The organism is Nostoc sp. NOS(2021) (assembly GCF_017115025.1).
Taxonomy (GTDB): Bacteria; Cyanobacteriota; Cyanobacteriia; order Cyanobacteriales; family Nostocaceae; genus Nostoc.
The window spans coordinates 1-24,173 of record NZ_JABXKM010000327.1 but is presented as its reverse complement, the minus strand read 5'-3'; the positions used below and the strand labels follow the sequence as shown (position 1 = coordinate 24,173).

Here is a 24,173-nt window from a genome sequence, read left to right as displayed (position 1 = left end):
ACCTCTAGTCAGCATGAGTCTTTAACTAGGTGAATTTTCTGGCGCGTTCACGCCCTCATATCGATATTTTTCGGCTAACTGGCGCTCGGTTGCACGTAACAGCACTGACTGAAATGATTTCAGTGTTTATAACTAGGTAAAAAAGATTTTATATTAATCTTTGGAATGTTTTACTTTTTTTGGAGTGCGAAACATACAAACTTTCCTAGCATCCAATATTCTTTGCATTAATAAATTTGCATAAGAGTTGTTCATACTATCTGTTTCGGTCTTATCTTCCCAGCTTACCTCCACGTTATAAATTTGACAAGTTTGCTTGATTCCTGACAAATATCTTGGTAATTCACCAAACAAATGAATACGTTTATTGAGGCAAGGATAATGTTGACTGTACACGAGAATTTGACCAAGAGCATGTTTCCAATTTCGCCCAGATTTTACCTCAATAATCTCACTGGATGTAAGTATATCAATTAAGCCATTAGGTGTATATGATTCTGTTTCACCTCCGATTTCATTGGCTAATTTATCTCTGAACCATTTTTCATCTTGACTAGGTTTGTTTGATTTTATCCAGTTACTATCTGTTTGAGCTAATATTTTCTCTGCCAGTTGTAGATATGTTTGTGCAAGCTCATAACGTGCAGGATCATAGTCAGGTTTAATCAGCAATGACGTAAACAAATCTTCAATTGCATCATCGTCCATACCAAGCTGTTTAAATACCATTGCACGTAGAAGAAAGGCAGGTACAAAATCTTCTAGAATATCAATTGCTTCTGTACAAGAATCCAAGGCTTTAAGCAAATTATTATCCATAAATTCTGTTACACCAATATCGTAAGCATCAGCTGCTTTTTCAATATCATCAATTGAGTAGCCAGACTTGATTAACCAATCACGAAAATCCAGCATTTTCTTATGTAATTTTTGAGCAGCTATACTACTGCCTTCTTGTGTAAATAAGCGACTCATCTACTAAAACTCTGTATTTAGTTAGTTTAGTTATTATACAGTTCAGATGTACTATAAAAATGTAATTCTTTAGTTAAGCAGGAGATACGGTAAGCGCCTCTGGTGTGCATGGTACAGGCTTCGGAGATTCGTAACCCGCAGTAAAGACAGAGGTCTAATAAAGCGCGATCGCATAAAAATAGAGTTTTTAGAGCCGGGTGGTAGTTCAAGGTAAATTTAGGGAAATCACTAAAACCATTACTAGACCTAGATTTTCTGTTTTTCGGCAATTTCTCGAACTCCAAAAAAATGAGCGAACCGGGAGTAATGAGACTCAACTACTCATTAATGGTATTAAGATAGGAGGCATATTTTAATACAAACTGTTCCGAAGCTGTGGCTACTGTGGCTGTATACGCTTGATAATGAAGGTAGGCGTTATCTTCACATAAGTTTATGTTCTTGACTTGGTTAGACAGCAATAGTTGGTTACTGGAAATCGGCGGAAAACGAATATTAATTGACCCTTGGCTAGTTGGTTCGTTAATTTTCAGCAATTTGGATTGGTTGTTTAAAGGTTCGCGATCGCAAAATCGCCCAATACCAGATAATATTGATCTGATTCTGCTATCTCAGGGTTTAGAAGACCACGCTCACCCACAAACGCTCAAATTACTTGATCGCAGCATCCAAGTTGTAGCTTCTCCCAATGCAGCCAAAGTAGTACAGCAGTTAGGTTATAGCCAAGTAACAACTGTGGCTCATGGGGAAACTTTCACTTTAAATAATCAAGTTGAAATCAAGGCTTTCCCCGGCTCACCCGTTGGCCCCACTCTGGTAGAAAATAGTTATCTTCTCAAAGAGTTGGAGAGTGGTTTAACTGTATACTACGAGCCTCATGGGTATCATTCAACGCAACTTAAGCAGGCTGCACCAGTTGATGTGGTGATTACACCATTTGTTGACCTAACGCTACCTTTGCTTGGGTCTTTTATTAAAGGGGGAAATAGCGCTTTGGAAGTGGTAAGGTGGTTAAAACCTCAAGTAATATTACCTACAGCAGCCGGTGGGGATGTGGCGTTTGAGGGATTGCTAATGAAACTCATTCAGACTAAAGGAAGTGCTGAAGAATTTCGTTCGCTAGTAGAGAAAAACAATCTTTCGACGCGGGTGCTTGAGCCGAAACCAGGCGATCGCTTTGAACTACCATTAGAAAAACGAGCATTAGCAATCTAAATCCTAGCGATTACAAATCGCGGCTACACAAAGGAAGTCCGCCTACGCCGACTAAGGCCAAATCAAGGTTTTGCCTGTGTAGCCGCAAGTTCTAGTCGCCAGGACTTGCTAACCCCTGCGGAGGCAGGTAAAGTCTCGTGTAGCCGCGACTTCTAGTGGCCAGGGCTTGAGATTTTCTTTCCTTATGGACTTGCCAATTATTTACCACCCAGATTACGTTGCCCCATTGACTGAAGGGCATCGCTTCCCCATGTCTAAGTTCCGACAACTCTACGAATTGCTGTTAGCTGATGGTGTGGCTAATCAAGAACAATTTCACACCCCGGAACGTCCACCGGCAGAATTGATAGAGTTAGTCCACACTCCAAACTACGTTAAAGCTTATTGTGAAGGAACCCTAGACCCGAAAGCACAGCGTCGCATTGGTTTGCCTTGGAGTCCAGCATTAGCAAATCGTACTTGTGTAGCGGTAGGTGGTACAATACTCACTGCTAAACTGGCACTAAGTCAAGGTTTAGCTTGTAATACGGCTGGTGGAACTCATCATGCCTTTCCTAGTTATGGGTCTGGTTTTTGTATTTTCAACGATTTAGCGATCGCCTGTCGCGTTTTACAAAAATTTGGACTTGTCCAAAAAATCTTGATTGTAGATTTGGATGTCCATCAAGGAGACGGCACCGCTTTTATCTTCCAAAACGATGATAGTGTTTTTACTTTTTCCATGCATTGCGAAGTCAATTTCCCCGGTACTAAACAAAACAGCGATTTGGATGTTCCTTTGCCGGTGGGAATGGAAGATGATGCCTATTTGCAAACTTTAGCGAATTACTTAGCAGATTTATTGTCTAAAGTCAAGCCCGATATAGTATTTTATGATGCAGGTGTTGATCCTCATATAGGCGATCGCTTGGGCAAATTAGCCCTAACCGATGCTGGGATTTTTCGCCGAGAAATGCAGGTTTTAAGTACTTGTATGAGTAGCGGTTATCCTGTCGCTTGCGTCATTGGCGGCGGTTACGCTAATGATATGAAATCTTTAGTTTGGCGGCATTCGCTATTACATCGCGCCGCCAGTGAAGTTTACCAGCAGTACAAACTATAGTCATTTAGTGAGCATTACTACATAAATTTAAGATTCAGGACTTACGCAAAATCCTAGCGTTTTTAAACGCTCCAGGTAGCAAAGGAAATGCAAAGGTACACAGAGTCTTGCCAAAATGGGACTAAAATAAACTTTGCGCTCCTCTGTGCCCCTCTGCGTTTAAATCTAAACCCTATTTTGTTGGCAAAGGCAGCAGTGGATGAACAACGGCAAACTCAGAATCTATGAACTAGCAAAAGAATTGAAGTTGGATAGCAAGAAGCTATTAGCGATTTGCGATCGCTTCAAAATTGCAGTTAAAAGCCATACCAGTACAATCTCAGAAGCCGATGCAGAACGCATTCGTGTAGCGGCAAATAAACTAACAGCAAAATCCTCGAAAATTCAAACAAACTCTGAAGATTGGGGCTATATGTTTATAGCTTCAGCAATTGATAGTTTTATCCGCCATCTTGAAGGTAAAACTTCCCTAGAAGCATATCCCGAATTTAGGGAGCGGCGCGATCGCGCCAATGAGTTAATGTATGAATGTGTCGGTAAAAAGCCTTCTCTATTTTATGTACGTCGCAAAGGTGCAGGGAAAGAAGCAAGAGAAGAAATTTGGGATTTGACAATAGCAACAGACAGCGATGATTTTCAATTACCCCCAAGACTTGAGAAGCTCAGAAAAACATTAGGATTAAGAGCGGCTGTACAAAAAGATGGACGTGGCGGTTTAAAAATACTGTCGGCTCAGTTGTTACAAACCTCACGGGGACACGCCGATAGCTATGCTGTGCCTTGTCGCTTGCGTTTGCTGTCTAATCATCAGCATCATCTCGACATTCCGCCCGCAACCTTGAAACGCATTGCAGCCGCGCTAGTTTGTGGCGATCATGTGCCTACAGAAGATCAGCTTAAAGCCTGGAAAGCGTTTTTGCAGATAGAGGAAAAAATCGCTAAAGCGCGTCAATTTTGTGTGCGTTACGTAAGTCATAACTATAACTTTAAAAGACGAATCAGTTTTGAAATTGATCTAGCCTCAGCCAGCCTTGACGGCTTTTATCAAAATTCCCTCGACGGGGAAAATTTTTGGGAACGAGCAAGACGCACAAAAAACGAAGATTTAAAGCTTTTTGAAACTGCTCCTATCGGCAAAAATTGGATTAGCGGTCGTCAATTAGGGACTGTTGAAGAAGTTGACCCTAACCGTTGTATTATTACTCTCAGGCTAGAACGCGAGTTAGCTGAACACATGGCAGCAGAGCGTTATCAATTACCAGCTACCGGATTCTTATGTTTCGAGGCAGTTGGTGATATTCAGCAGATTCAGCGCAAGAAAAAAGCCTTAGATGATTTGAATAATGGTTACACCCAAAATCCCTATTTGGGTAACTTTTTATTCGATGCTTCTCAGGCTAGACAAATCAAAACAACTATCGAACTTCAACCACAAGATTTGTTGTTATCTTCTGCTAATCCTGGTCAGAAAGCAGCAGTAGAAAAGGTACTTGCCGCTAAGGATCTTGTTCTTATTCAAGGGCCACCTGGTACTGGTAAAACTACCGTAATTGCCGAGATTTGCTATCAAATTGCTCTTCGCGGTGGACGCACCTTAATTGCATCTCAAGCCAATTTAGCAGTAGATAACGCCCTAAGTCGATTAGTTCATAACCCAGTAATTCGGGCTGTACGAAAGGGGAGAGCCGAGAAAGTTGGGGAAGAAGGACAGCCATTTTTAGAAGATCAAGTGATTGGCAGATGGCTAGAAAATACTGCGGCTGACTGCGAAAATAATCTGACTCAACGGCTCGAAAATATCCAAATTTTCAGTCAATTACTGGCATCATCACCAAGATTCACAGCCTACTTCCAAGCAGAGTCAGAATTCAATCAGCAACAAAATAAATTCCATAAAAATAAGATAAAACTAGAGGCAAACTTTAAAAATCAAGAAATTTCTTACAACGAAACCGTAGAAAAACAGAACGAGGTTGAATCTCTAATTGCAGGACTGGAAAATATACTAAATACTGCACCAAATATCAACTGGGAAGCTTCAGAAGTTACAGATTTTTTGCCACTTCTTAAGCCATACACAGAAGGTAACAGTTTAGTAGAAGAATTTTTAGCAAATGTTCGTCAAACCATCAAATATACTGATGAACTTGGCTTTGTGCGTCCAGCGCTTGGTGCTTTTGGTTTAGCGGCTTGGTTGCGTGAAATAGTAACAGAAATTTCTGAATTTAAAACTGCTTTGACTTATGCTCAAGATGCAAGTCAAGCTATATCAGAAGTCGCAGCATCAGTAAAGGTTGTCAAACAAAATTTCGCCTTGTTAAATCAGGTACAACCAGATTATCAGCAATATCTTAGCAAGCTACAAAACCTACAGCAAACAATCCAGATTTGGCAAAATCGTAAACGGGAAATTGATTATATTATCTCAGCAGTTAAAGAATGGAAGTCTACAGCACCTTCTCATCTGTATCAAACTTTGAAAGATTGTCATCAATCAGGTTTACCACTAACAGAGAATTTAGTAGATTTACCGCTAGGTTTGTTGATGTTTGCTAATACATTAAAATTACCAATAGTACCAAAAAATTACAATATTAATTTACCAGAATGGGAGCTATTAGCAAAGGCGATCGCTTATGAAATAGACGGAGGTTTTACTGATAGGCGGGGTAAACAGCATAATTTTAGCTATTTTTTACAACAAAATTTTAGTGAGATTCCAATGGTGCTATCAAAGAGCGATCGTGATACCTACGGTGGGCAAAGCCTACGCACCCAATGGCATGAAACTTATCAACAGTTTAACAATTATCAGCTACTCAACCCCAAACAGCGAAAATTACTAGTTGAGAATACCCAGGCTTTTTTAATTAGAATGCAACGGACTTATGGCGCATCATGGGAATGGAATAACATTGATGCTACTCTCACCCGGCTTACACAAGAATTGCTCGATACTATCCTTATAAATGCGCGTCAATGCGTTTTAAAAGTCAAAACTGAAGCTGAACAACAGCTTCAGCATCTGCAACTACTATTAAATGAACTTCAGAAAAATGAAGTTATCCAACAGCAAATATCCCTTACTCAAGCTGAGGTAGAAAAAGCGCAACAGGATGCTAATTTGCAACTTGGACAAGTTATAAATATCTTGCAAGAACTTAATCAACAAAATATCCCTGCTCAATTACGCATTATAGTTCAACAATATCTCGCAACACAATCAAATATTTGGGAGCAACCCCAAGAATTCTCAAAACAAGTGAATTATTGGGTAACTTCCATTAGTCAGCTTGAAACATTAATTTCATCATTAGAACCTTTTGCTGTACTGGAGATAATTAGAAATTCTCTACATGAGCATTTATCCAAGCTACAAGAAGAAACTAAAACTTCTCTACAGCAGCTTCACAAATTAAAAATTAATCTCCGCGAAATAGAACATAAATCACAACCACAGCCATCAGAAAATTTAATAGTAGAAAGAACCTGGTGGTTGACAGAATGGCAAAGAATACCCGATAAATCTAAACCAGAAAATTTTGCTGCTGACTTATTTAATCTAGAGTTATTGCGCGGTCTTAATATTCAGTTTGAATTTTGGCAACAGCAACTCAAAAAAGAAGAAAGTTATCTCAAAAAATATCAGAATTTCGTTCAAGATTGGATAGGAAAATTAAGAAATCCAACTGAAGGCGATCGCGATGATTTAAGACGCATTTATTTAGATAATGCTAACGTCGTTGGTATCACCTGTGTTCAAGCTGCAAATAGAGGTTTTTCTGAAGAATTCAAATCTTTTGATGTCGTCATCATTGATGAAGTTAGTAAGTGTACTCCACCAGAGTTACTAATCCCAGCATTGAAAGGCAAAAAATTAGTCATGGTAGGCGATCATCGACAATTACCACCCATGCTTGATACTAGCACTTTAGAAGAAGTTGCTCAAACAATTGGTAATACACGAGACGAGCTACAGTTCTTAGAAGAATCACTGTTCAAAAGTCAGTTTGAATCTGCCGATGAAAGCATCAAACAAATGCTAACTACACAGTATCGAATGCACCCATTTATTATGGGAGCAATCAATCAATTTTATGACGGTAAATTAGAATCTGGTATTTTGGAGCCGGACACAAAACGCGCACATCATTTAGCAAGCGAAATTATCCAAGAATCTCAGCATCTTATCTGGGTAAAAACGCCTATTGAAAATCAGTTTTTAGAGCAACGAAATGGAACTTCTTACTTTAATACTCAAGAAATTGATGCGATTGAACGTCTGTGTCAGCAGTTCGAGAATATTTGGGCTTCTAAAGTTGCTAATGGTGAACCAAAAAAAGAAATTGCTGTAATTACATTTTATGGCGCTCAATTAAGAAAAATAGATGAACGTCTGCAATCTGAACTTTTCCCTTCGCTAGAAATTCGTACTGGTACTGTAGACCGATTTCAAGGTATGGAACGACCTGTTGTAATTGTGAGTATGGTTCGCAACAATAGCAAAGGAGATGTGGGTTTTGCTAAGAAACCAGAACGGGTGAATGTTGCTTTTTCTCGCGCTCAAGAACTGCTGATAATTGTGGGTTGTCATAATTTATTTACCCATCAATCAGGTAAAGTCGGAAGTATGTATTCGGAAGTTTCAAATATTGTCAGTCTTCATGGAGGTTTCGTTGATGTTTCTCTAATCATTTGAAAAGTGGTTTTGTTGTTAATTAAAGGCTTAGGTGAGAAACAGCAAATATAAAAAGGTGAGAAAAAATAATTTTTAAGCTCCTAGAAAGAAGTTACAATTAACAAACTGCCCTCCAAAACTGATTATTTCTCATTTAGAAACAGACTGGAGACTTTTATGACCCCAGCAGCGATGTCTGGCGACAAGCCCTTCGGGTTCGAGGGATCGCAATCGACGGGAACCGCCAAGACTGCGACCCCCTCACCGCAAAGCGTCTACGCTACACCCACAAAGGAATCACCCCTTTTGTTTGAGGGACTGACTTGGAGAGAATTCAAAGCAGTTGAGCAGTTATTAGACCGTCCAGGATATCGCCTGTCTTTCCTGGATGGTGTTTTGGAGATCCGAAGAATGCCTGGAGAACCCCACGAAACTGTTAAGAAGAGAATTGCCGCATTGTTAGAACTTTACCTGCTCATGGCAGGGTTTGACTTTACTCCAACTGGATCAATGACCTTAGAAAGTGAATCGGGTGCTGTCAAGCGAGAGGCGGATGAATCTTATAAACTTGCCCCTGGTCGAGTGCGTCCCGATTTGGCGATTGAGGTGGTGTTTACCAGTGGCGGTATCAACAAACTGGAGGCATACAAGCGGCTGTTGATTCCAGAAGTGTGGTTCTGGGAAGATGGAGTGTTAGAAGTTTATCACCTGCGGAAAGAAGGCAACGCACCTCACTATGAAAGGGTTTCTAGTAGTGAGGAGGTTAAAGGTATCGATCTGGATTTGTTGTTACGCTGCATTAATATGGTGAATCATGTTGATGCCATCAAGACTTTTCAGCAGGCACTTCACAAATAGCTGGCGATTTCTGCTAAACCTATTAATAATAATCTCAAGAATTTGGTATATAAAATTGAGGCAATATACTGGACAAATTAGCCATCACCAAAGCTGACATTTTTCGTCCTCAATTTCTGTTTTGAGTGACTGTGTAGTATTGATAATACACACTAAATAGTAATTTTATTTGATTTGTGAAAATTGAAAAGCTTAGATTACCGACTTCTCTAAACAGCAGGGTGGACAAGTCGGGAGTATGTACTCCAATGTTTCAAACATCGTGCGTCTTCATGGAGGTTTCGTTGATGTTTCTCGCCTCTTTAGCTAAACCGATTGATGACAATCTCAAGAAGTTGGTAGACGAAATAGAAACGCAAAGTCCTAGTTTGTCAGTTTTAGCAGCGCGTCAATTCCGTTATAGCTTGCGTCAAACTCCTGTAGAACTAAATATCAAAGAACCCCGCCAATTTAACGTACTCGAAGAATTTATTATCCGCGCTGCTATTGAATTTCAACCTCCGCCAACCGAGGATGAATTAGCCTCTGTACTTGGGCTTGATTCTGTATTTATTAAAACTACTACTGCAACTCTTCGGACATTACAAACTCTATCAGCAACATCGCCACTAACAGTCACTCCTGAAGGTCGCTCATTTTATGAAAAAGGGTCTGTACCACAGCCGCCATATCCTGTACAGCTTAATGCTATTACAGACCCTTTAAGCGACAAAATAACCTTTCAATTTGAACCCTTAAATGAGACAGTTATAGATTTGCCAGATTTGGCAGACTTTATAACTATTGATCATACAATTAATGAGATTTCTTTGTTATCGCTTGAGGAAATACAAAAAAGTATTCAGGCTTCAGGTTTAGCGCTTCATCTGCCAGAAGAGGGAAAAATTGTCACTTCCTGTAAGGTAATAGCTTCGACTGAAAAAATTTGGAAAAAGATATCGCTTTTCGTTCTCTTCGATGCACTTGAAGATAAATTGAATATTCAAATAAGAAATGGAAAGCAAATTTTAGAGTCAGCATCAAACTTGTTGGAAGTGCTACACGCTGAAGGGAAAATATCTTTGCAAGCATTATGTAAATTGTCAACTGAAACCATCAATTTTGAACGTGAAGCCATTCTCAAGCAAAAAAATACTGAAATAGAAGCTCGACTCGAAAATATTCGCCAAAAGGCTCTAAAAACTGCCAGAAAAGCTGGTGAAAAAGTAGATAATTCTACGGTGGTTGGTGAAGCTGTACAGTTACGTGATGGACAAATTAGCCAAGCTTTTTTAGAAGTTTTAAATTCGGCTAAAAGTCAGATTCTAATCTATTCTCCTTGGGTGAATCAAGCAGTTGTCAATGAAAAATTTATAACTCTTTTACAGAAATTAGCTAATCGCGGAGTTTGGATTTTAATTGGACATGGAATTGCGCGCCGACAAGAAGATGAAGATAAACCAATTTCACCAGAAGTAGAGAAAAAACTTCGAGCGATAAAAACACCTGATGGTTTACCATCTGTACAGGTTTTTTGGTTGGGAGATTCTCATGTAAAAGAAGTAATAGTTGATCAGAAAATCCATCTTTGTGGATCTCATAACTGGCTATCTTATCGCGGCGATTACCTACCGCGAGGCGAGTCAGTTTATAAAGTTACAATTTTGCATCAAGTTCAGGAAGCTTATGAATTTCTCGCTAATCGCTTCCAAAATCACGCTCAAAAATTATGGAAAAATGCTCTAGAAAACCGCGATTTTCAACTGGCTGTAGAGTCTTTATGTGTGTGGGGTGCGCTAGGTATGGAAGATATTGCACTCAAAGAGATACAACAAAACAACTGGCTGGAACTTCTACCTGTCTGGTTGAATGTAGCACTTCAAGGGTTAAGATCGAAGAATATACAAGCTGATTCAGCAATTTTTAAAACGGCACTTTTCTTACTGAGTCAAGTTTCTATTGAAGAGGCTTTTATTGAGTCATTACAGCAGGGATGGCGTAAAGTTATCCGCGCGATCGCTACTAACAATCCTCAAACTGCTTTAAACTTACTTAGTGATGAAGTATGGGCGCAGTTTCTACGTCTCAATATTGCCCAAGAGAGTGATTCATCTACTGATTTTATTCTGTACCGTGGATAACACATATTAGGATATTTTTCATACTTCAATAGTAATAATTTTTGGGAAGACAACCAAGAAATCTGTCTTCCTGATTTCGCGTGAGTTGGCAATTAAATGATTCTTAAGCTTTGATTAACTTAAAGATAGATACAGAAATTCGTCTTATTCGATACAATTTATAGGCAGAGAGAGCCGAGGAGAACAAGGTGGTTTTATTAAAAGGCTTTGAGATAGAGATGTACACTGGCACGCCTCAAGGTGAAATCGTCGGTCTCTCCGACAAAATTGTTGCAGCTTTGGATGGATTTATGCGGGAGCCAGATAGCCGCAACGTCGAATACATAACCCAACCATCCCCTAATTACGATAATTTATTGTGTGCCTTGCTGCGTCCCCGGCGAGAGTTGCGAAACTACCTCAATAACTTGGGCAATTACACCCTAATACCGGGGAGTACTTTATCTTTGGGTGGGAGCGATCGCTTTCTGCGTTCTGATCCAGCAAACCCCTATCATGACTACATTGAGAACACTTACGGCACGAAAGTAGTCACCGCCAGCGTACATATCAATGTCGGTATCAGCGATCCAGAAGTATTAATGCGGGCGTGTCGGGTGATCCGTATGGAAGCACCTCTATTTCTCGCCCTCAGCGCCTCATCTCCCTTCCTCGATGGCAAAACTACTGGCTATCACTCCACCCGTTGGGGACTCTTTCCGCAAACGCCTAGCCATGTGCCGTTATTTGCCAGCCACGGCGATCATATTCAGTGGGTGGAAGATCAACTGGCTGCTGGAACAATGCAAAATATACGACATTTATGGGCATCAGTGCGACCAAATGGCGATCGCCGTCCCTACGACTTGAATCGCCTAGAATTGCGAATTTGCGATTTAGTCACAGATCCCATTGCCTTGCTGGCGATTAGTGCCTTATTAGAAGCGCGTTTGTTGCAAATAATCGAAAATCCCAGCATCGATCCGTTAACTCAAAGTACCTTCTCTGCTGAAGAACTCGTCACCCTGACTGCTGAGAATGAAGCTGCTGCTGCTGTTAGTAGTCTTGATGCTAATTTGAGGCATTGGCAAGATGGCAGAAGCATTGTAGCGAGAGATTGGATTGCTCAAATGTACCAAGATGTTTGGGCGATCGCTAAACAACAAGGCTTTAGCTGTTTCCTTTCCCCTTTGCAAAAAATCCTCCGCGAAGGCAATGAAGCTCAACAGTGGTTGCAATTACACGCAGTCGGCTTTGACAGCCAGCGCGTCATCACTCAGGCTATTGTCGCCATCCAAGAACGTGAACTCGAACTCGAAGACAAATTGTGTTCCTCTCTGCTGGCTTAACTGAAGAGGTAGGGGGCATTGGGCATAACGAAGAAACTTGTTCAATAATTCTCCCTTGTCCCCCTCATCCCCCTATTCCCTATTCCCCACTCCCTACTCCCACTGCTTTCTACATAAAACTTAATATTTCCTGATTTTAAGCAAATATCCTCTCAGGCATTCCTCTGTGAGGGTTTGCGCTTCGTTTTAAAAATCTAATCGATGGAGGATGCTTGATTATTATTAACAAAACCTATGAATCGCCTCTACCTTTTGGTAGATTTATCATGGACAATAAATTGTTTTATACAATACGTAAATTATACGGACAATGCCTCAGGTAGTTTTAGTTAACCCGCAAATCCCCCCTAATACAGGTAATATCGCCCGTACTTGTGCAGCTACGGGTACAGAGTTACATTTGGTAGGGCCTTTGGGATTTGAAATTAGCGATCGCTACCTCAAAAGGGCTGGGTTAGATTACTGGCCTTATGTCAAACTGCACTATCACGAATCCCTAGAAGCTTTTAAAGCTCTACATCAGGAGCGTGGAGGCAGATGGTTGGGTTATACTGTCGGTGGAAATTGTAATTATGTAAGCTTTCAGTTTCAACCTGATGATTGGCTGCTGTTTGGTAGTGAAACCACAGGCTTACCACCAGCAATTCTGTCCGATTGCGATGCTACCCTGTATATTCCTATGAGCCAACCTGGCGTTCGCAGCTTGAATCTGTCAGTGAGTGTGGCAATTAGCTTATTTGAAACCCGTCGTCAGTTAGGCTATTTACAATAGTTGTTTACCTTCACATCACAATTACAAGTATATTTACTTATGATATGTCCAGAAATCTATTAGACGAGTTATTTTTGGCTACAAAAATTTTCTTGGTTACTGGAATAATTTGTAAACAAATATACATAAAATTGGATTTATCACCAAAATGTAGTGGAAGATACTTACAAGCATAGGAAGGTTGTTATAAGAAATTTGTATATAAAACTTGGGATATTGCCAAATTTGAATGATAGATTTTGATGAATTTGAAACATCCTAAATTGGGAACAAAAGCGCTAGAACCCAGTCAAGTTGAACATTTGAGCTATTATGGCTCAATGCACACCAGAAAGCAGCCCAAAAATAGCCGATGCTTCATACGGTTGTTTTTTAGGGAATAATCAACGTAAAGTCTCCTGTTGAGAAGACGGATTGGTTAGAAATATCTTGAAGATATCTACAGTAGGGGATATCACTTTTCCAGAAGTCGCAGCAATTTAATTCTCAACAGCGACTATGGACTTGGCAAATAGTTTGTCCAGTCCCCGTGATTGACGCAAGACAAGCGCGGACAATGGTAAAGAGTAAAACGTCCTAAGTGGTGTTAGGAGTGGTTCGGACAAGTAAACACAGCAAACTTTAAATTTTGCTAAAACGGGTGAACTTGTCTAAATCAGAGAAGCAGGTTAATCTTGCGTAAGCATCTCTGGTGAATGTGATCTTGATCTATCCTTCGTTGTGATCTAAATCATTGACTAGTATCCAACTGAAAAATCGAGATCAGTTAAGCGCTAGTGATCATAGGAGGTCGTCTTTGAAACGAGCATTGAAAAAGAGAGTAAAAGCTGTGTTGAAAAATAACCCCAGTAGCGATGATGCCCCGGTAGAACTGGTAAATGTGATGAATCCAAAAGTTAACCGCCGGGTGCGAACAAAAGCCGCCATGATTGGCTTGGCAATCTCTATGGGAGCAACCAGCCTTTTGGTGACTCGACAAAGCGATCAAGCCCAAGCAGCGGTGCCTGTAGGCAGCCAAAAGGCAACTTCAGCGATTCCTGCTGTTCCTGACACTGAGGTGAAATTCGCCTCCACAAAGCTGGAGTCCCAAGCAGTCTCATCAGCGAGCGTGCCGGAAAATCCTGTGATCGTGGAACCAACGGCAGTCTCACAAGTGCCTGGGCTTGAAGCTAAATGGCAAGTTGCGGCAAATGGAATGTCTTTGCAAGTTCCCCCATCAAACACGTTTTCCCAAGCAACAGCGGTTTATAAAAATTCCACCTACCTGAAGCCCCAAGTGGCACAGGGATTGAACAATACCTTAGCTGAGACTAGTTTCCCAACAGTCAATAATCTGTCTGACTCTAGTGCTAATGGTGTTGGTAGTATAAATGCATCACTAACTGCCCAGCCACAAACAGTGGCAACATCTGGCGCAGCCAACAGTGAAATAAATGCACAACTTAAGGCGCAACAAGAGTTCGCACTGAATCGCTTACAAGAAAAATCGAACCGTTTAAGAAACAGTCTGGCACAGTTGCGGTCTGGGGAGACCAAAAATTTATCACAAGCTGATATGGGGTTGGCGCAACCGACGACTGTCGTTGAGAAGACTATATTAGCCCAGTCAGACACTTCTGGCGATGCTAGCAAAGCGAACCTGATATCGAGGTTAAAACAGAAGACACAGACGACTGCATTTGTACCAGCTAGACCAATAGTTATTGCGTCCTCTACTCATACAGCCTACGAAGTTAAGCCTGGAGATACATTAGCAGCGATCGCCAGCAGATACAAGACTTCAGTATCACAACTAGTTAAGGCAAATAACCTCAATAATCCAAATGAACTGCAAATTAGTCAAAAACTGATTATTCCTGCTGTTCAAGTTGAGGCAACTGTAGCGAGTAACCCCACTTTTGTAGAGTCCAGCAATACTCCTCATGTTGCCACCTCTCGTGTGAACATTGGTAGTGCCAACTCATATCTACCTACTTCACAATCACCAACTATTGCCGACAACACTAGCGTTGCCGTCCCTACACCGGTAACTGTTCAGATTCAGGCAAATAGTGCAACCGACCACCAAACAGCCCCCACTGCTGTTAGTTCTTATGGTGTCGGTGGTGACATGCCAGTGCCACAAGCTTTTGCCGAAATGCAACAGCCTAAAACACCAGCAAATAGGGTAGCAAGGGTAAACAATAACAATAATGACCGTTTGCGGGGCTTACAAGCGGAAATCCAAAGGTTACAGCAGAAATATCGCGCTCAACAGTCTGGGAACTTAATTGTGCCAGCAGCAGCTAGCGAAACTAATAATGCTGCGATGCTCACTCCTATTTCTAGCCCCAATAATATCACTGTACCCAACGTCGCAGTTCAACCGAATAATGTAGCGATACAAATTCCAGTTCCTACACCTATTAGACCTAACTATAGCTTTCAACCAATTAAGTCCCAATTCCGTGCTACTATGCCGGCTAACGAGCCAGTAAATCCAGATTTCTTGCCCAATCTAGGCTCTGCTAGTCAGTGGACTCCCTCTGACAATCCATCTGGCACAAGGGTTAAAACGCCTGCTGGAAGAGTAAATGCCTCTGACTCCTTAGGAAAGATGCGGGGAACTACAGTTTCTCCACAGATGCGGATACCACCTTTGGCAGCAGTGGATCAATATCTGCCCAGACCAATTGACGAAACTATACCCCCTCCATCTAGCTCATCCATCGCTTACACATGGCCGGCGAAGGGCACTCTCACCTCTGGTTATGGTTGGCGCTGGGGTAGATTGCACAAGGGAATTGACGTTGCTAACTCCACTGGTACGCCAGTCGTGGCCTCGGCTGAGGGTACGATAGAAAAAGCTGGCTGGAACAATGGTGGTTACGGCAACCTTGTTGATATTCGTCATCCCGATGGCAGCATGACTCGCTATGGTCATAACAGCAAGATTCTGGTGCAACCTGGTCAGCATGTGCATCAAGGAGAAACAATTGCTTTAATGGGTAGCACTGGTCACAGCACTGGGCCACACAGCCACTTTGAAATTCATCCATCAGGCAAGGATGCTGTTAATCCAATAGCCTTCCTACCAAATCGCCTGTAATTGTTGAGTAGTCTGTAACTAAATCATTGGCTTGTTAGTTGAGGGAGTTCACCTCCCTCTTTTGCTTTCTATGACCTCAACAGGGATGGAAGTTCTAACAAAATTGCCAAAGGGGCTAGTCTTGAGCAAATTTGTATGCTATATTAGTTAATGATTTGAATAAATCTGGCTCAGTAGCTCAGTTGGTTAGAGCACGGGACTCATAAGCCTGGGGTCGTTGGTTCAACTCCGACCTGAGCCACTTTAAAATTTATAAGTAGCGAGCGATAAGTCGAGTAAAGATAGAGTAACTTTGACTGCTCTGTAAGAGACAAGTTTGACCTCTAATACTCAAGACTCAGCACTAACTGTTTGATGAGTTTTTAGCCAGTTGAGCAAATCAGCGATGTCTACGACGGGCTACGCCAACGCACTAAAATCTAACAAAGCCTCACCCAGTGCTTCCAATTGTTCTAGAGAAAGACCCTGAATCTGTTCTCGAACCTGTTGTGGTAACTCTCCTACCCGTTTTTGTAGCTGTCGTAGTACAAGTGTTTGTGCTTGTTCCTGTTGTCCTTCCTCCTTCCCTCGTTCGTAGCCAATGCGCTCGCCTGTGGTAATGTAACTCATGGTACGCTCCTGCTCGAATTGTTTAAACTCCTGCCAAAATTCTGCTTCTAATCCTTTTGGTAAAATCATAACCCAATCGATAAAACGATAGAGGTTACGAATATCCCTTTCTTGCAGCCCTTGTTCATACAATCGCCGAATTAAACTAAATTTCCACGTTTTTCTTTCTCCCAGATGTTTAGTAGTTTGCTGGGTTTTCAAATGTGCCATTACCACCGTCGCAAAGGGATTATCGTTCTTTTCTAACTCTGTCCATCGATTTTGATAATCGAGCAGTTTGACGGTTCCAAATCTAAAATGCAGACCACAATCGGGATAATTATAACTGTATTGATTTGGTCTCCAAGTCGAGTCAGCATCGCACAAAATTGCTAGGCTAATGGCTGGTTTAGCAAATTTGTCAAAAATTCGCAGGTTGTAGGAAAACATCCTTTGAGCAAAATTATCTTCCGATTTTGCCTGAATTTCGACATGAATCAACAGCCAAATTTCCTCTCCTTGAATTTGCCAGACTTTGACCAATTTATCTGCATATCTTCTACCAAGTTCTGCTTCGCGGGCTATTTGTTGAAATTCCTTATCAAGAAACTCGTGGGGACGTTCCCAATTAATTAGTGCTGCTGTTTGCGGAAAGAAAAATTGCATTGCTTGGGGGAAGTAAGCTTCTAGGATTTCTTTCCAGGGGGAATCATTATCGGCTCTTTCTCGTTCCTCGCTCATGAGTTGATTGGTAGATTCATGTTCTTGATAATAAGATGTGAGCAGCCGATATTTTTCAGCAGGTTAGAAGTTCCCCGGTCAAGAAAATTATATACAAAAGTCAGCAAACATAGATTTTGGGATCAAAACCACCTTTTTGGGATAATTAACCGCCATTTTTAGATAGACTCATCTCTTATACTCAGCACTATTTAATGTGGCGGATGACTTCGGCAACTGACCAAGCTTGAGCGATCGCACCTCTGGGTGTATGAGGTAAATCGCCATCAAAAATCTCAGAAATAGAACCAAGACAAGCGTCAAATAGGAAGTGATCTAGCAGAGGTTGCCAATCAAAAGGCAGCGATCGCTGTGGATAAAAACGTTGCCAAGCCCGAATATATGGCCCAATTAGCCAAGCCCAAACAGTGCCTTGGTGATAAGCGCGATCGCGTTGCTCTTGGTTGCCCTGGTATTTCCCTTTGTATTCTGGATCTCCGGGATCGAGACTGCGAAGACCATAGGGGGTGAGCAAGTTGGCAGTTGCCAAATCTAATATCTGACACCCTTGTTGTTCAGAAAACCCACAATGGTGCAGCGACAGCGCCAAAACAGCATTGGGACGAATTTGAAAATTCCGGCGATCGTCCGGCTCAATAGTATCGTACAGATAACCTAGCTGAGGATTCCAGAACTTTTGCAGCGAGGTTTTTACGTGTTGTGCTTGTTGAGCATAACGCTGTGCTTGCTTAGTGAGACGCACTGGCTCACCATACTCAAGCTGGCTCAATCGCTCTGCCCACTGACTCAGCCAACATAAAGCAGAATACCACAGCGCATTGATTTCCACTGGCTTACCGTAACGCGGAGTGACGGGATGTAACCCAATTACCACATCCATCCAGGTGAGGGCTACACCAGCAGCATCCCAACTAACTAGCCCATCAGTAGCATCCACCTGGATATTGAAATGTGTACCACCGACAAATGCTTTGTAGATTTGCTGTACTACAGGGAATTGCTCTGCCAAAAAATCCCAGTCTTGGGTAGCTTCTAAATAAAGTCCTAAAGTTTCAATCCACCACAACGCCGCATCAATACTGTTATAAATTGGTTCACCATTGAGATCAGGAAATGCATTAGGAATCAAACCGTAGCGACAATAATGCCCAAAAGTTCGCAATACTCCTTTTGCCAGATCAAAGCGCTGTGGAACTAATGCCAACCCCGGTAAAGCGATTAATGTGTCGCGTCCCCAGTCATTAAACCAGTGATAACCAGCAATGACTGTGGGGCCAGCAATTGAGGCTCGATAGACAATAAACTGATCGCTTGCTTTGAGTAGTTGTTGGCTGAGTGGGGAATGGGGAAGGTGGGGCCCCCTCTGGGGATAAGGGGTAATGGGGAGTGGCAAAGAGGAGGCAGGAGGCAGGAGTTCTTTAATTTTGAATTTTGTTAGCGTAGCGTTAGCGAGTCTGCGAGCGTCATTTTGAATTTTGAATTGATTTCTGCCCCTCTCTCCCCATCCAAAAATCTGTGAGAGCCGTTCTTGCTCTGCTTCCACAGCTTCTGCAAAGGTTTTGTCCGTGAGAACACTTAGCGTTAAGTCGGGAAAACCTACTCGTGCTTCTAGAGTTACTGTATCTCCTGGTTGGAGTGTGACTATCAAGTAACCAGGACTGTAGAGGTCTTCCTTGTCACCTAATCCCCGTTTCGTCTCCTCAGGCAATCCATAATGCCAATACCAAACTGCATCTGGTTGATAATTTCCTTGTGTCCAACGCAAGTGCCAAGGTATGCCGAAATGCCCAGAATTGATTGCTTGCAGACAGACTTGCTGTTGCCCTAGCAATTGTGAGAACTGTAATTTTGGGCCAGCAGTCTGCTGGTGGTGAAAGTCACGTTCTGCTATCAACAGTCGCAACCGTAAAATCGCTGTATGACTTCCCTCGTAACGATAGTGGATTAAAATTCGATGGCAAAATTGGCCAGGGGCATTGCTTATCTGCCCTTGTTCCTCTTGTCCCCAATCTCCAGTCCCCACCAACCCATAGGGCATCAGCAATTGTCTAGTTAGCTGCCAGTTATCTTGACCCCAAATCCATTTTGGAACTGGGTTAATATCAAAAGAACGTAGCAGTTCGTAGCCCGTCGGCTCAATCTGACCGTTACCCCAAAAGTTTGTCCCTAGTGCCACAACGCTCCCTAATACTTCCAAGCTAGCTTCTAGGTGCGAAAACAGCAGAGTCCGCCCAGAGGGAGGGTTTGTAGCGGCAAACAGCCAACCATGATAAGTACGCGTGCGGACATCAGAAACTGTACCACTGGCAAAACTTCCCAAGCCATTGGTAAGCACCCATTCTCTTGTATCTAAATCAAGCATTTGCTACTCAAAATCGTTATGACTATGATATAGTCGTAACAGATCGTAATTAAACTGTGAGAGCGTGGATGGGTGAGTTTACTTAACCCGAATTCCAACGCTACTAAACGAATAAAGGAGAATTAGGTTAATGTCCCTTACTTACGGAACCGAAGCAAGCCTCCGCGTTGGTCAACAAGCTCCCGATTTCACAGCAACGGCTGTGGTAGATCAGGAATTTAAGACAATCAAACTTTCCGATTATCGCGGTAAGTATGTCGTCCTGTTTTTCTACCCACTAGACTTTACCTTTGTTTGTCCTACTGAAATCACAGCATTTAGCGATCGCCACGAAGAATTCAATAAAATTAATACGGAAATCCTTGGGGCTTCTGTTGATAGTGAATTCTCCCACCTCGCTTGGATTCAAACAGATCGTAAGTCTGGTGGTGTTGGCGACCTGAATTATCCTCTAGTCTCCGATATCAAGAAAGAGATTAGTGCCGCTTACAACGTTCTTGACCCAGCAGCAGGTATTGCCTTGCGTGGTCTGTTCATCATTGATAAAGATGGTATCATACAGCACGCCACCATCAATAATCTAGCTTTTGGTCGCAGCGTTGATGAAACCCTGCGGACATTACAAGCAATTCAGTATGTTCAGTCTCACCCCGACGAAGTTTGCCCAGCTGGTTGGCAACCTGGTGACAAGACAATGAATCCTGACCCAGTGAAGTCTAAAGTCTACTTCTCTGCTGTCTAAATTTCGCTAGCTGGCAAACTCTAATCCATCCGGTTGGAGTTGAGAGCAGAATCAATGAAAACCACAGATAAACAGAGATACACATTAAACAGTGTTAACCTCCGTATCTTTCTGTGGTTTTCTCATAAAATGGTATTTAAATAATCCAGTTTGAACAATTATTGCGACAGATTAAGCGCCCAAAAGCTTATCCAATCACTCTTTGACAATCCAAAATCCAAAATCCAAAATGGTATTATGCTGACTTCAACTGATTTTAGTGGCTTATTAAATGAGCGATTCTTTCGCAACTTTTTACCAGTTCCAGCTAGCAATAAACTCAGGTTGGGAGTGGGAACGCCAGACTTTCAATTGCCAGATATTACCAACGGAACTTTAGTAAAATTGTCTGATTATAAAGGCAAGCAACCAGTGTTACTCGCCTTGACTCGGATCTTTACTGAAAAACAATATTGCCCTTTTTGTTTTCCTCACATCAAAGCTTTAAATGAAAACTACAAACAATTCAAAAATCGCGGTATAGAAGTTTTAATGATTACTAGTACCGATGAACGGCAGAGTCAAAGAGTTGTGAGGGATTTAGGTTTCCAAATGCCGTTGCTTAGTGATCCAAGTTGTCGAGTGTTTCGTACCTATCAAGTAGGACAAGCACTGGGAGCACCTTTACCAGCACAGTTTGTATTGGATAAAGAAGGAAAACTCCGCTACTGGCATTTATTTTCTTTTCTGGATCACAATGCTAGCGTTGAGACATTGTTAGAACAATTCAATTGAGTATAAAGTGTAAAATTGGCAATGTCCGCCCTACTTATAAAGCTGTGAGGTTCTCTCATGCTCACCTTTTATTATTCACCGATTTCTCCCAACTCCCGCCGCGTCTGGATTACTCTGCTGGAAAAAGGACTTGAGTTTGAATTAGTAGAGATAAAAGTGGATGGGGAGCAGTTTAAACCAGATTTTTTAGCAATTAACCCCTTCCATCACATTCCAGCTTTGGTAGATGACGGCTTTAATGTAGTAGAATCCTTAGCAATTCTGGACTATTTAGAGGCAAAATATCCTACACCTGCGATGTTGCCTAAAGATGCCAAGGATTTAGCGATCGCACGGATAGTACAACTGGTAACTGTGAATGAACTTTTGCCAGCAACCAGTACCTTTCTACCTCAGTTTCTCGGCTTGCCTGGAGGAGATCCAGAAAAAATCGAGAAGGCACAGCAAAAAATTGCCATAGTGCTGAAGTTTTTTGAAAATTTATTAGACGATCGCCCTTACTTTGCTAGTCACAACCTAACTCTCGCCGAGGTTGTGGCTGGAACTGTGGTAAATGTGTTGCCAAGTGTAGGCATTTCCTTAAGTGACTATCCCAAATTAAATGCTTGGCGCGATCGCTTGATTGTACGTCCATCGTGGCAAGCTACCGAGGCTACACCGGAGGCAATAGAAGCGTTGAAGTCCATTGTGGTGGCGAGAATGGCGCAGTAGATTTATACCTAATTAACCCTGTTTTGTCACTCTCGGAAAACAATAATGGAAGCGAGATTCTGAAACTTTGATTTAATCAAGCTTTGAGCTTTTATTTTCTAACAGTAACTAAAATTTCTGGCTTCAAAGTGGAAACTAAAGCCCCGAAAGGCTTTCAGCGATTTGGTTCTCCCAAACTGACAAAAGAGGGTTAATTTAAGCGAAGCTGCACTTCCTGCCGCTCCGCTAACACCTCTCTACAATCCAAAATATTTACAGCCTGAATTGCTGCAAATGACTGCGGGGATTATAAGTACGTATAGCCCGGATTTTTTCATAATATTCCCGCTCTTGTTGGCTGAGGTCTTTTGGTGGAACGATCGCCACCTTCACCAACTGATCGCCGCGTCCACCTTTGCCTACAGGCCAACCTTTGCCACGTAAACGCAGCGATTGACCAGAACGCACTCCCGCAGGGAGTTTAACATTAACTAAACCATCAGGTGTGGGTACATCAATAGACGCTCCCAAAGTAGCTTCATCTGGTGTGATTGCCACTTCGCAAACAAGATTATCGCCTTCCATTTGAAAGAACGAGTGCGGCTGAAGTTCGACTTTTAGGTACAAATCCCCTCGTTGTTGAGTCATCGGGTTGATTTGACCTTTGCCCCGCACGCGCAGGCGAGTACCAGTTTTAGACCCAGATGGGATGCGGACATCTATTGTTTCGTTACCTAAACTGAAGCGCTTTTGTACACCATTAAATGCTTCAGCAAAAGTTAGAGCGATCGCAGCTTCACTATCCTGGGTAGTACCCGCGCCTGCATCTTGAAACCCAAAATCGTTAAAGCCGCTAAAACCACTTGGCCCACTTGTAGTAGTGCTGTAAGAGTAACTTTGTCGCCCACCACGAGGGCTAGCACCACCAAAACGTCCTAGCAACTCATTGATGAACTCATCAAAATTGCCGTATTGGCTGAAGTCAAAGTTACCCATATCAGCACCAACGCCACCGGATGGGAAACCTTCACCAGCTTGTTTCCAATATTGACCAAATTGGTCATATTTTTTGCGCTTATCTACATCTGACACGACTTCGTAGGCTTCGTTAATTTCTTTGAAGCGTGCCTCTGCCTGTTTGTTGCCTGGATTAACATCAGGGTGATATTTGCGGGCTAGTTTACGAAAGGCTTGTTTAATTTCCTCCGGACTGGCAGTCTTACTGATTCCCAAAATAGCGTAATAGTCTTTGAAGTCGGTTGCAGCCATCTACCAGCCTCCTATAGAAATTCCCGTTATGTTTTTTTTTAGATGAAAGATGTTTAATTTGCCCGGTATAGTGCCAAACAAAAAGAACCTGATTTTAAATTAACAAAAAATATAGAAAATCAAGTGTGGTTCTCGCTCACCAAGCGATCGCAATTTCCGTACTCCGATTTTTCTGATCAGCGGATCAGGTTGTCTAGTCCTTCTTCCAGGTTTGGGGGGGCATCCCGGAGTTGACGGTGCATCCGCAAAATAATTTCTTCAGGAACCTGGCGCGATCGCCTTTTATTGCGTGCCAAACACAGCCAAACTGGCGTATCCACCCAAATTCCCGTAATGTGGGTAAAGCCCAAGTCACGGGCTAAAGCAATGACTTCACGACGATGGCGGCGCTGGGCATTAGTGGCGTCGAAAATAACTGTATTATCTGTGGAAATAGCTTGCTGAAATTGCCGCTCAATTTCGCGCCAAATCAGCAGCCACGGCCCCTGAATGGCTTGGGAACCGAACAGTTGCCCCCGGATGGCATCCGTAGAAATCAGCGTCATCTGGGGGCATTCTGCCAGTAATTGTTTTGCCAAAGTTGACTTACCGCTACCTGGAAGACCAATTAACAAGATGAGTTTAGTCATTTGTCCTTTGTCATTTGTCCTTTGTTACTTGTAACTATTAACCAATGACTAATGACTATAGGACTTACGCACAAGAGATCCCCCAACCCCCTTAAAAAGGGGGCTTTTAAGGTTTCCCCCTTAAAAAGGGGGGTTAGGGGGGATCTAGGTTTCAGGTTTTGAGTGCGTAAGTCCTAGACTAATGACCAATGACTAATGACTAATGACTAATGACTAATGACTAATGACTAATGACTAATGAC

At 42.2% G+C, this 24,173-nt stretch carries 16 protein-coding genes and 1 tRNA gene; 12 read left to right on the top strand and 5 right to left on the bottom strand.

Annotation, left to right across the window (positions count from 1 at the left end):
- Window positions 1-153: 153 nt before the first annotated feature.
- The gene (locus tag HWQ41_RS31760) at window positions 154-975 is read right to left on the bottom strand and encodes a hypothetical protein (RefSeq protein ID WP_292771836.1); all 822 of its coding nucleotides are present in this window, start codon (window positions 973-975) and stop codon (window positions 154-156) included.
- Between the two features lie 435 nt (window positions 976-1,410).
- Here HWQ41_RS31760 and HWQ41_RS31755 point away from each other — a divergent pair, with 435 nt between their 5' ends.
- The 9 genes from HWQ41_RS31755 (at window position 1,411) to HWQ41_RS31715 (ending at window position 16,377) form a co-directional block, all read left to right on the top strand.
- Window positions 1,411-2,190, top strand: coding sequence for an MBL fold metallo-hydrolase (locus HWQ41_RS31755; RefSeq protein ID WP_292771834.1), 780 nt, complete (start codon window positions 1,411-1,413; stop codon window positions 2,188-2,190).
- 184 nt (window positions 2,191-2,374) lie between these two features.
- Window positions 2,375-3,292: a histone deacetylase gene (locus HWQ41_RS31750; RefSeq protein WP_292771832.1), complete on the top strand. Its 918-nt coding sequence runs from the start codon at window positions 2,375-2,377 to the stop codon at window positions 3,290-3,292.
- A gap of 199 nt (window positions 3,293-3,491) precedes the next feature.
- Window positions 3,492-7,991 carry a translation initiation factor IF-2 N-terminal domain-containing protein gene (locus HWQ41_RS31745; RefSeq protein ID WP_292771830.1) on the top strand — a complete coding sequence of 1,500 codons (4,500 nt, stop codon included), beginning with the start codon at window positions 3,492-3,494 and terminating at the stop codon, window positions 7,989-7,991.
- A gap of 156 nt (window positions 7,992-8,147) precedes the next feature.
- On the top strand, window positions 8,148-8,828 hold the full coding sequence (locus HWQ41_RS31740) for a Uma2 family endonuclease (RefSeq protein WP_292771828.1): 681 nt from the start codon (window positions 8,148-8,150) through the stop codon (window positions 8,826-8,828).
- Between the two features lie 248 nt (window positions 8,829-9,076).
- Complete coding sequence (locus HWQ41_RS31735; protein WP_292771826.1) at window positions 9,077-10,948, top strand: hypothetical protein; 1,872 nt, start codon at window positions 9,077-9,079, stop codon at window positions 10,946-10,948.
- A gap of 188 nt (window positions 10,949-11,136) precedes the next feature.
- Complete coding sequence (gshA, locus tag HWQ41_RS31730; RefSeq protein WP_292771824.1) at window positions 11,137-12,276, top strand: glutamate--cysteine ligase; 1,140 nt, start codon at window positions 11,137-11,139, stop codon at window positions 12,274-12,276.
- A gap of 310 nt (window positions 12,277-12,586) precedes the next feature.
- Window positions 12,587-13,048, top strand: coding sequence for a tRNA (cytidine(34)-2'-O)-methyltransferase (locus HWQ41_RS31725; protein WP_292771822.1), 462 nt, complete (start codon window positions 12,587-12,589; stop codon window positions 13,046-13,048).
- A gap of 796 nt (window positions 13,049-13,844) precedes the next feature.
- Window positions 13,845-16,136 carry a peptidoglycan DD-metalloendopeptidase family protein gene (locus HWQ41_RS31720; protein ID WP_292771820.1) on the top strand — a complete coding sequence of 764 codons (2,292 nt, stop codon included), beginning with the start codon at window positions 13,845-13,847 and terminating at the stop codon, window positions 16,134-16,136.
- Between the two features lie 167 nt (window positions 16,137-16,303).
- Window positions 16,304-16,377, top strand: a tRNA-Met gene (locus HWQ41_RS31715).
- A gap of 158 nt (window positions 16,378-16,535) precedes the next feature.
- Here the strand turns inward: HWQ41_RS31715 and HWQ41_RS31710 are convergent.
- The gene (locus HWQ41_RS31710; RefSeq protein ID WP_292771818.1) at window positions 16,536-17,465 is read right to left on the bottom strand and encodes a DUF4351 domain-containing protein; all 930 of its coding nucleotides are present in this window, start codon (window positions 17,463-17,465) and stop codon (window positions 16,536-16,538) included.
- 187 nt (window positions 17,466-17,652) lie between these two features.
- Window positions 17,653-19,827 carry an amylo-alpha-1,6-glucosidase gene (locus HWQ41_RS31705; RefSeq protein WP_292771816.1) on the bottom strand — a complete coding sequence of 725 codons (2,175 nt, stop codon included), beginning with the start codon at window positions 19,825-19,827 and terminating at the stop codon, window positions 17,653-17,655.
- 130 nt (window positions 19,828-19,957) lie between these two features.
- On the opposite strand from HWQ41_RS31705, the gene HWQ41_RS31700 reads away from it, so the two are divergent.
- The 3 genes from HWQ41_RS31700 to HWQ41_RS31690 all read left to right on the top strand — a co-directional run bounded on the left by HWQ41_RS31700 (window position 19,958) and on the right by HWQ41_RS31690 (window position 22,054).
- Complete coding sequence (locus HWQ41_RS31700; protein ID WP_292771814.1) at window positions 19,958-20,569, top strand: peroxiredoxin; 612 nt, start codon at window positions 19,958-19,960, stop codon at window positions 20,567-20,569.
- 237 nt (window positions 20,570-20,806) lie between these two features.
- Window positions 20,807-21,343, top strand: coding sequence for a peroxiredoxin (locus HWQ41_RS31695; protein ID WP_292771812.1), 537 nt, complete (start codon window positions 20,807-20,809; stop codon window positions 21,341-21,343).
- A gap of 57 nt (window positions 21,344-21,400) precedes the next feature.
- Complete coding sequence (locus HWQ41_RS31690) at window positions 21,401-22,054, top strand: glutathione S-transferase family protein (protein ID WP_292771810.1); 654 nt, start codon at window positions 21,401-21,403, stop codon at window positions 22,052-22,054.
- Between the two features lie 252 nt (window positions 22,055-22,306).
- Here the strand turns inward: HWQ41_RS31690 and HWQ41_RS31685 are convergent, their stop codons facing one another.
- Together HWQ41_RS31685 and HWQ41_RS31680 are read right to left on the bottom strand one after the other, a co-directional pair.
- A complete protein-coding gene (locus HWQ41_RS31685; RefSeq protein WP_292771808.1) occupies window positions 22,307-23,302 on the bottom strand; it encodes a DnaJ C-terminal domain-containing protein in 996 nt (331 codons plus the stop codon).
- Window positions 23,303-23,478: 176 nt separating this feature from the next.
- Window positions 23,479-23,931, bottom strand: coding sequence for an AAA family ATPase (locus tag HWQ41_RS31680; RefSeq protein WP_292771806.1), 453 nt, complete (start codon window positions 23,929-23,931; stop codon window positions 23,479-23,481).
- Window positions 23,932-24,173: the final 242 nt, after the last annotated feature.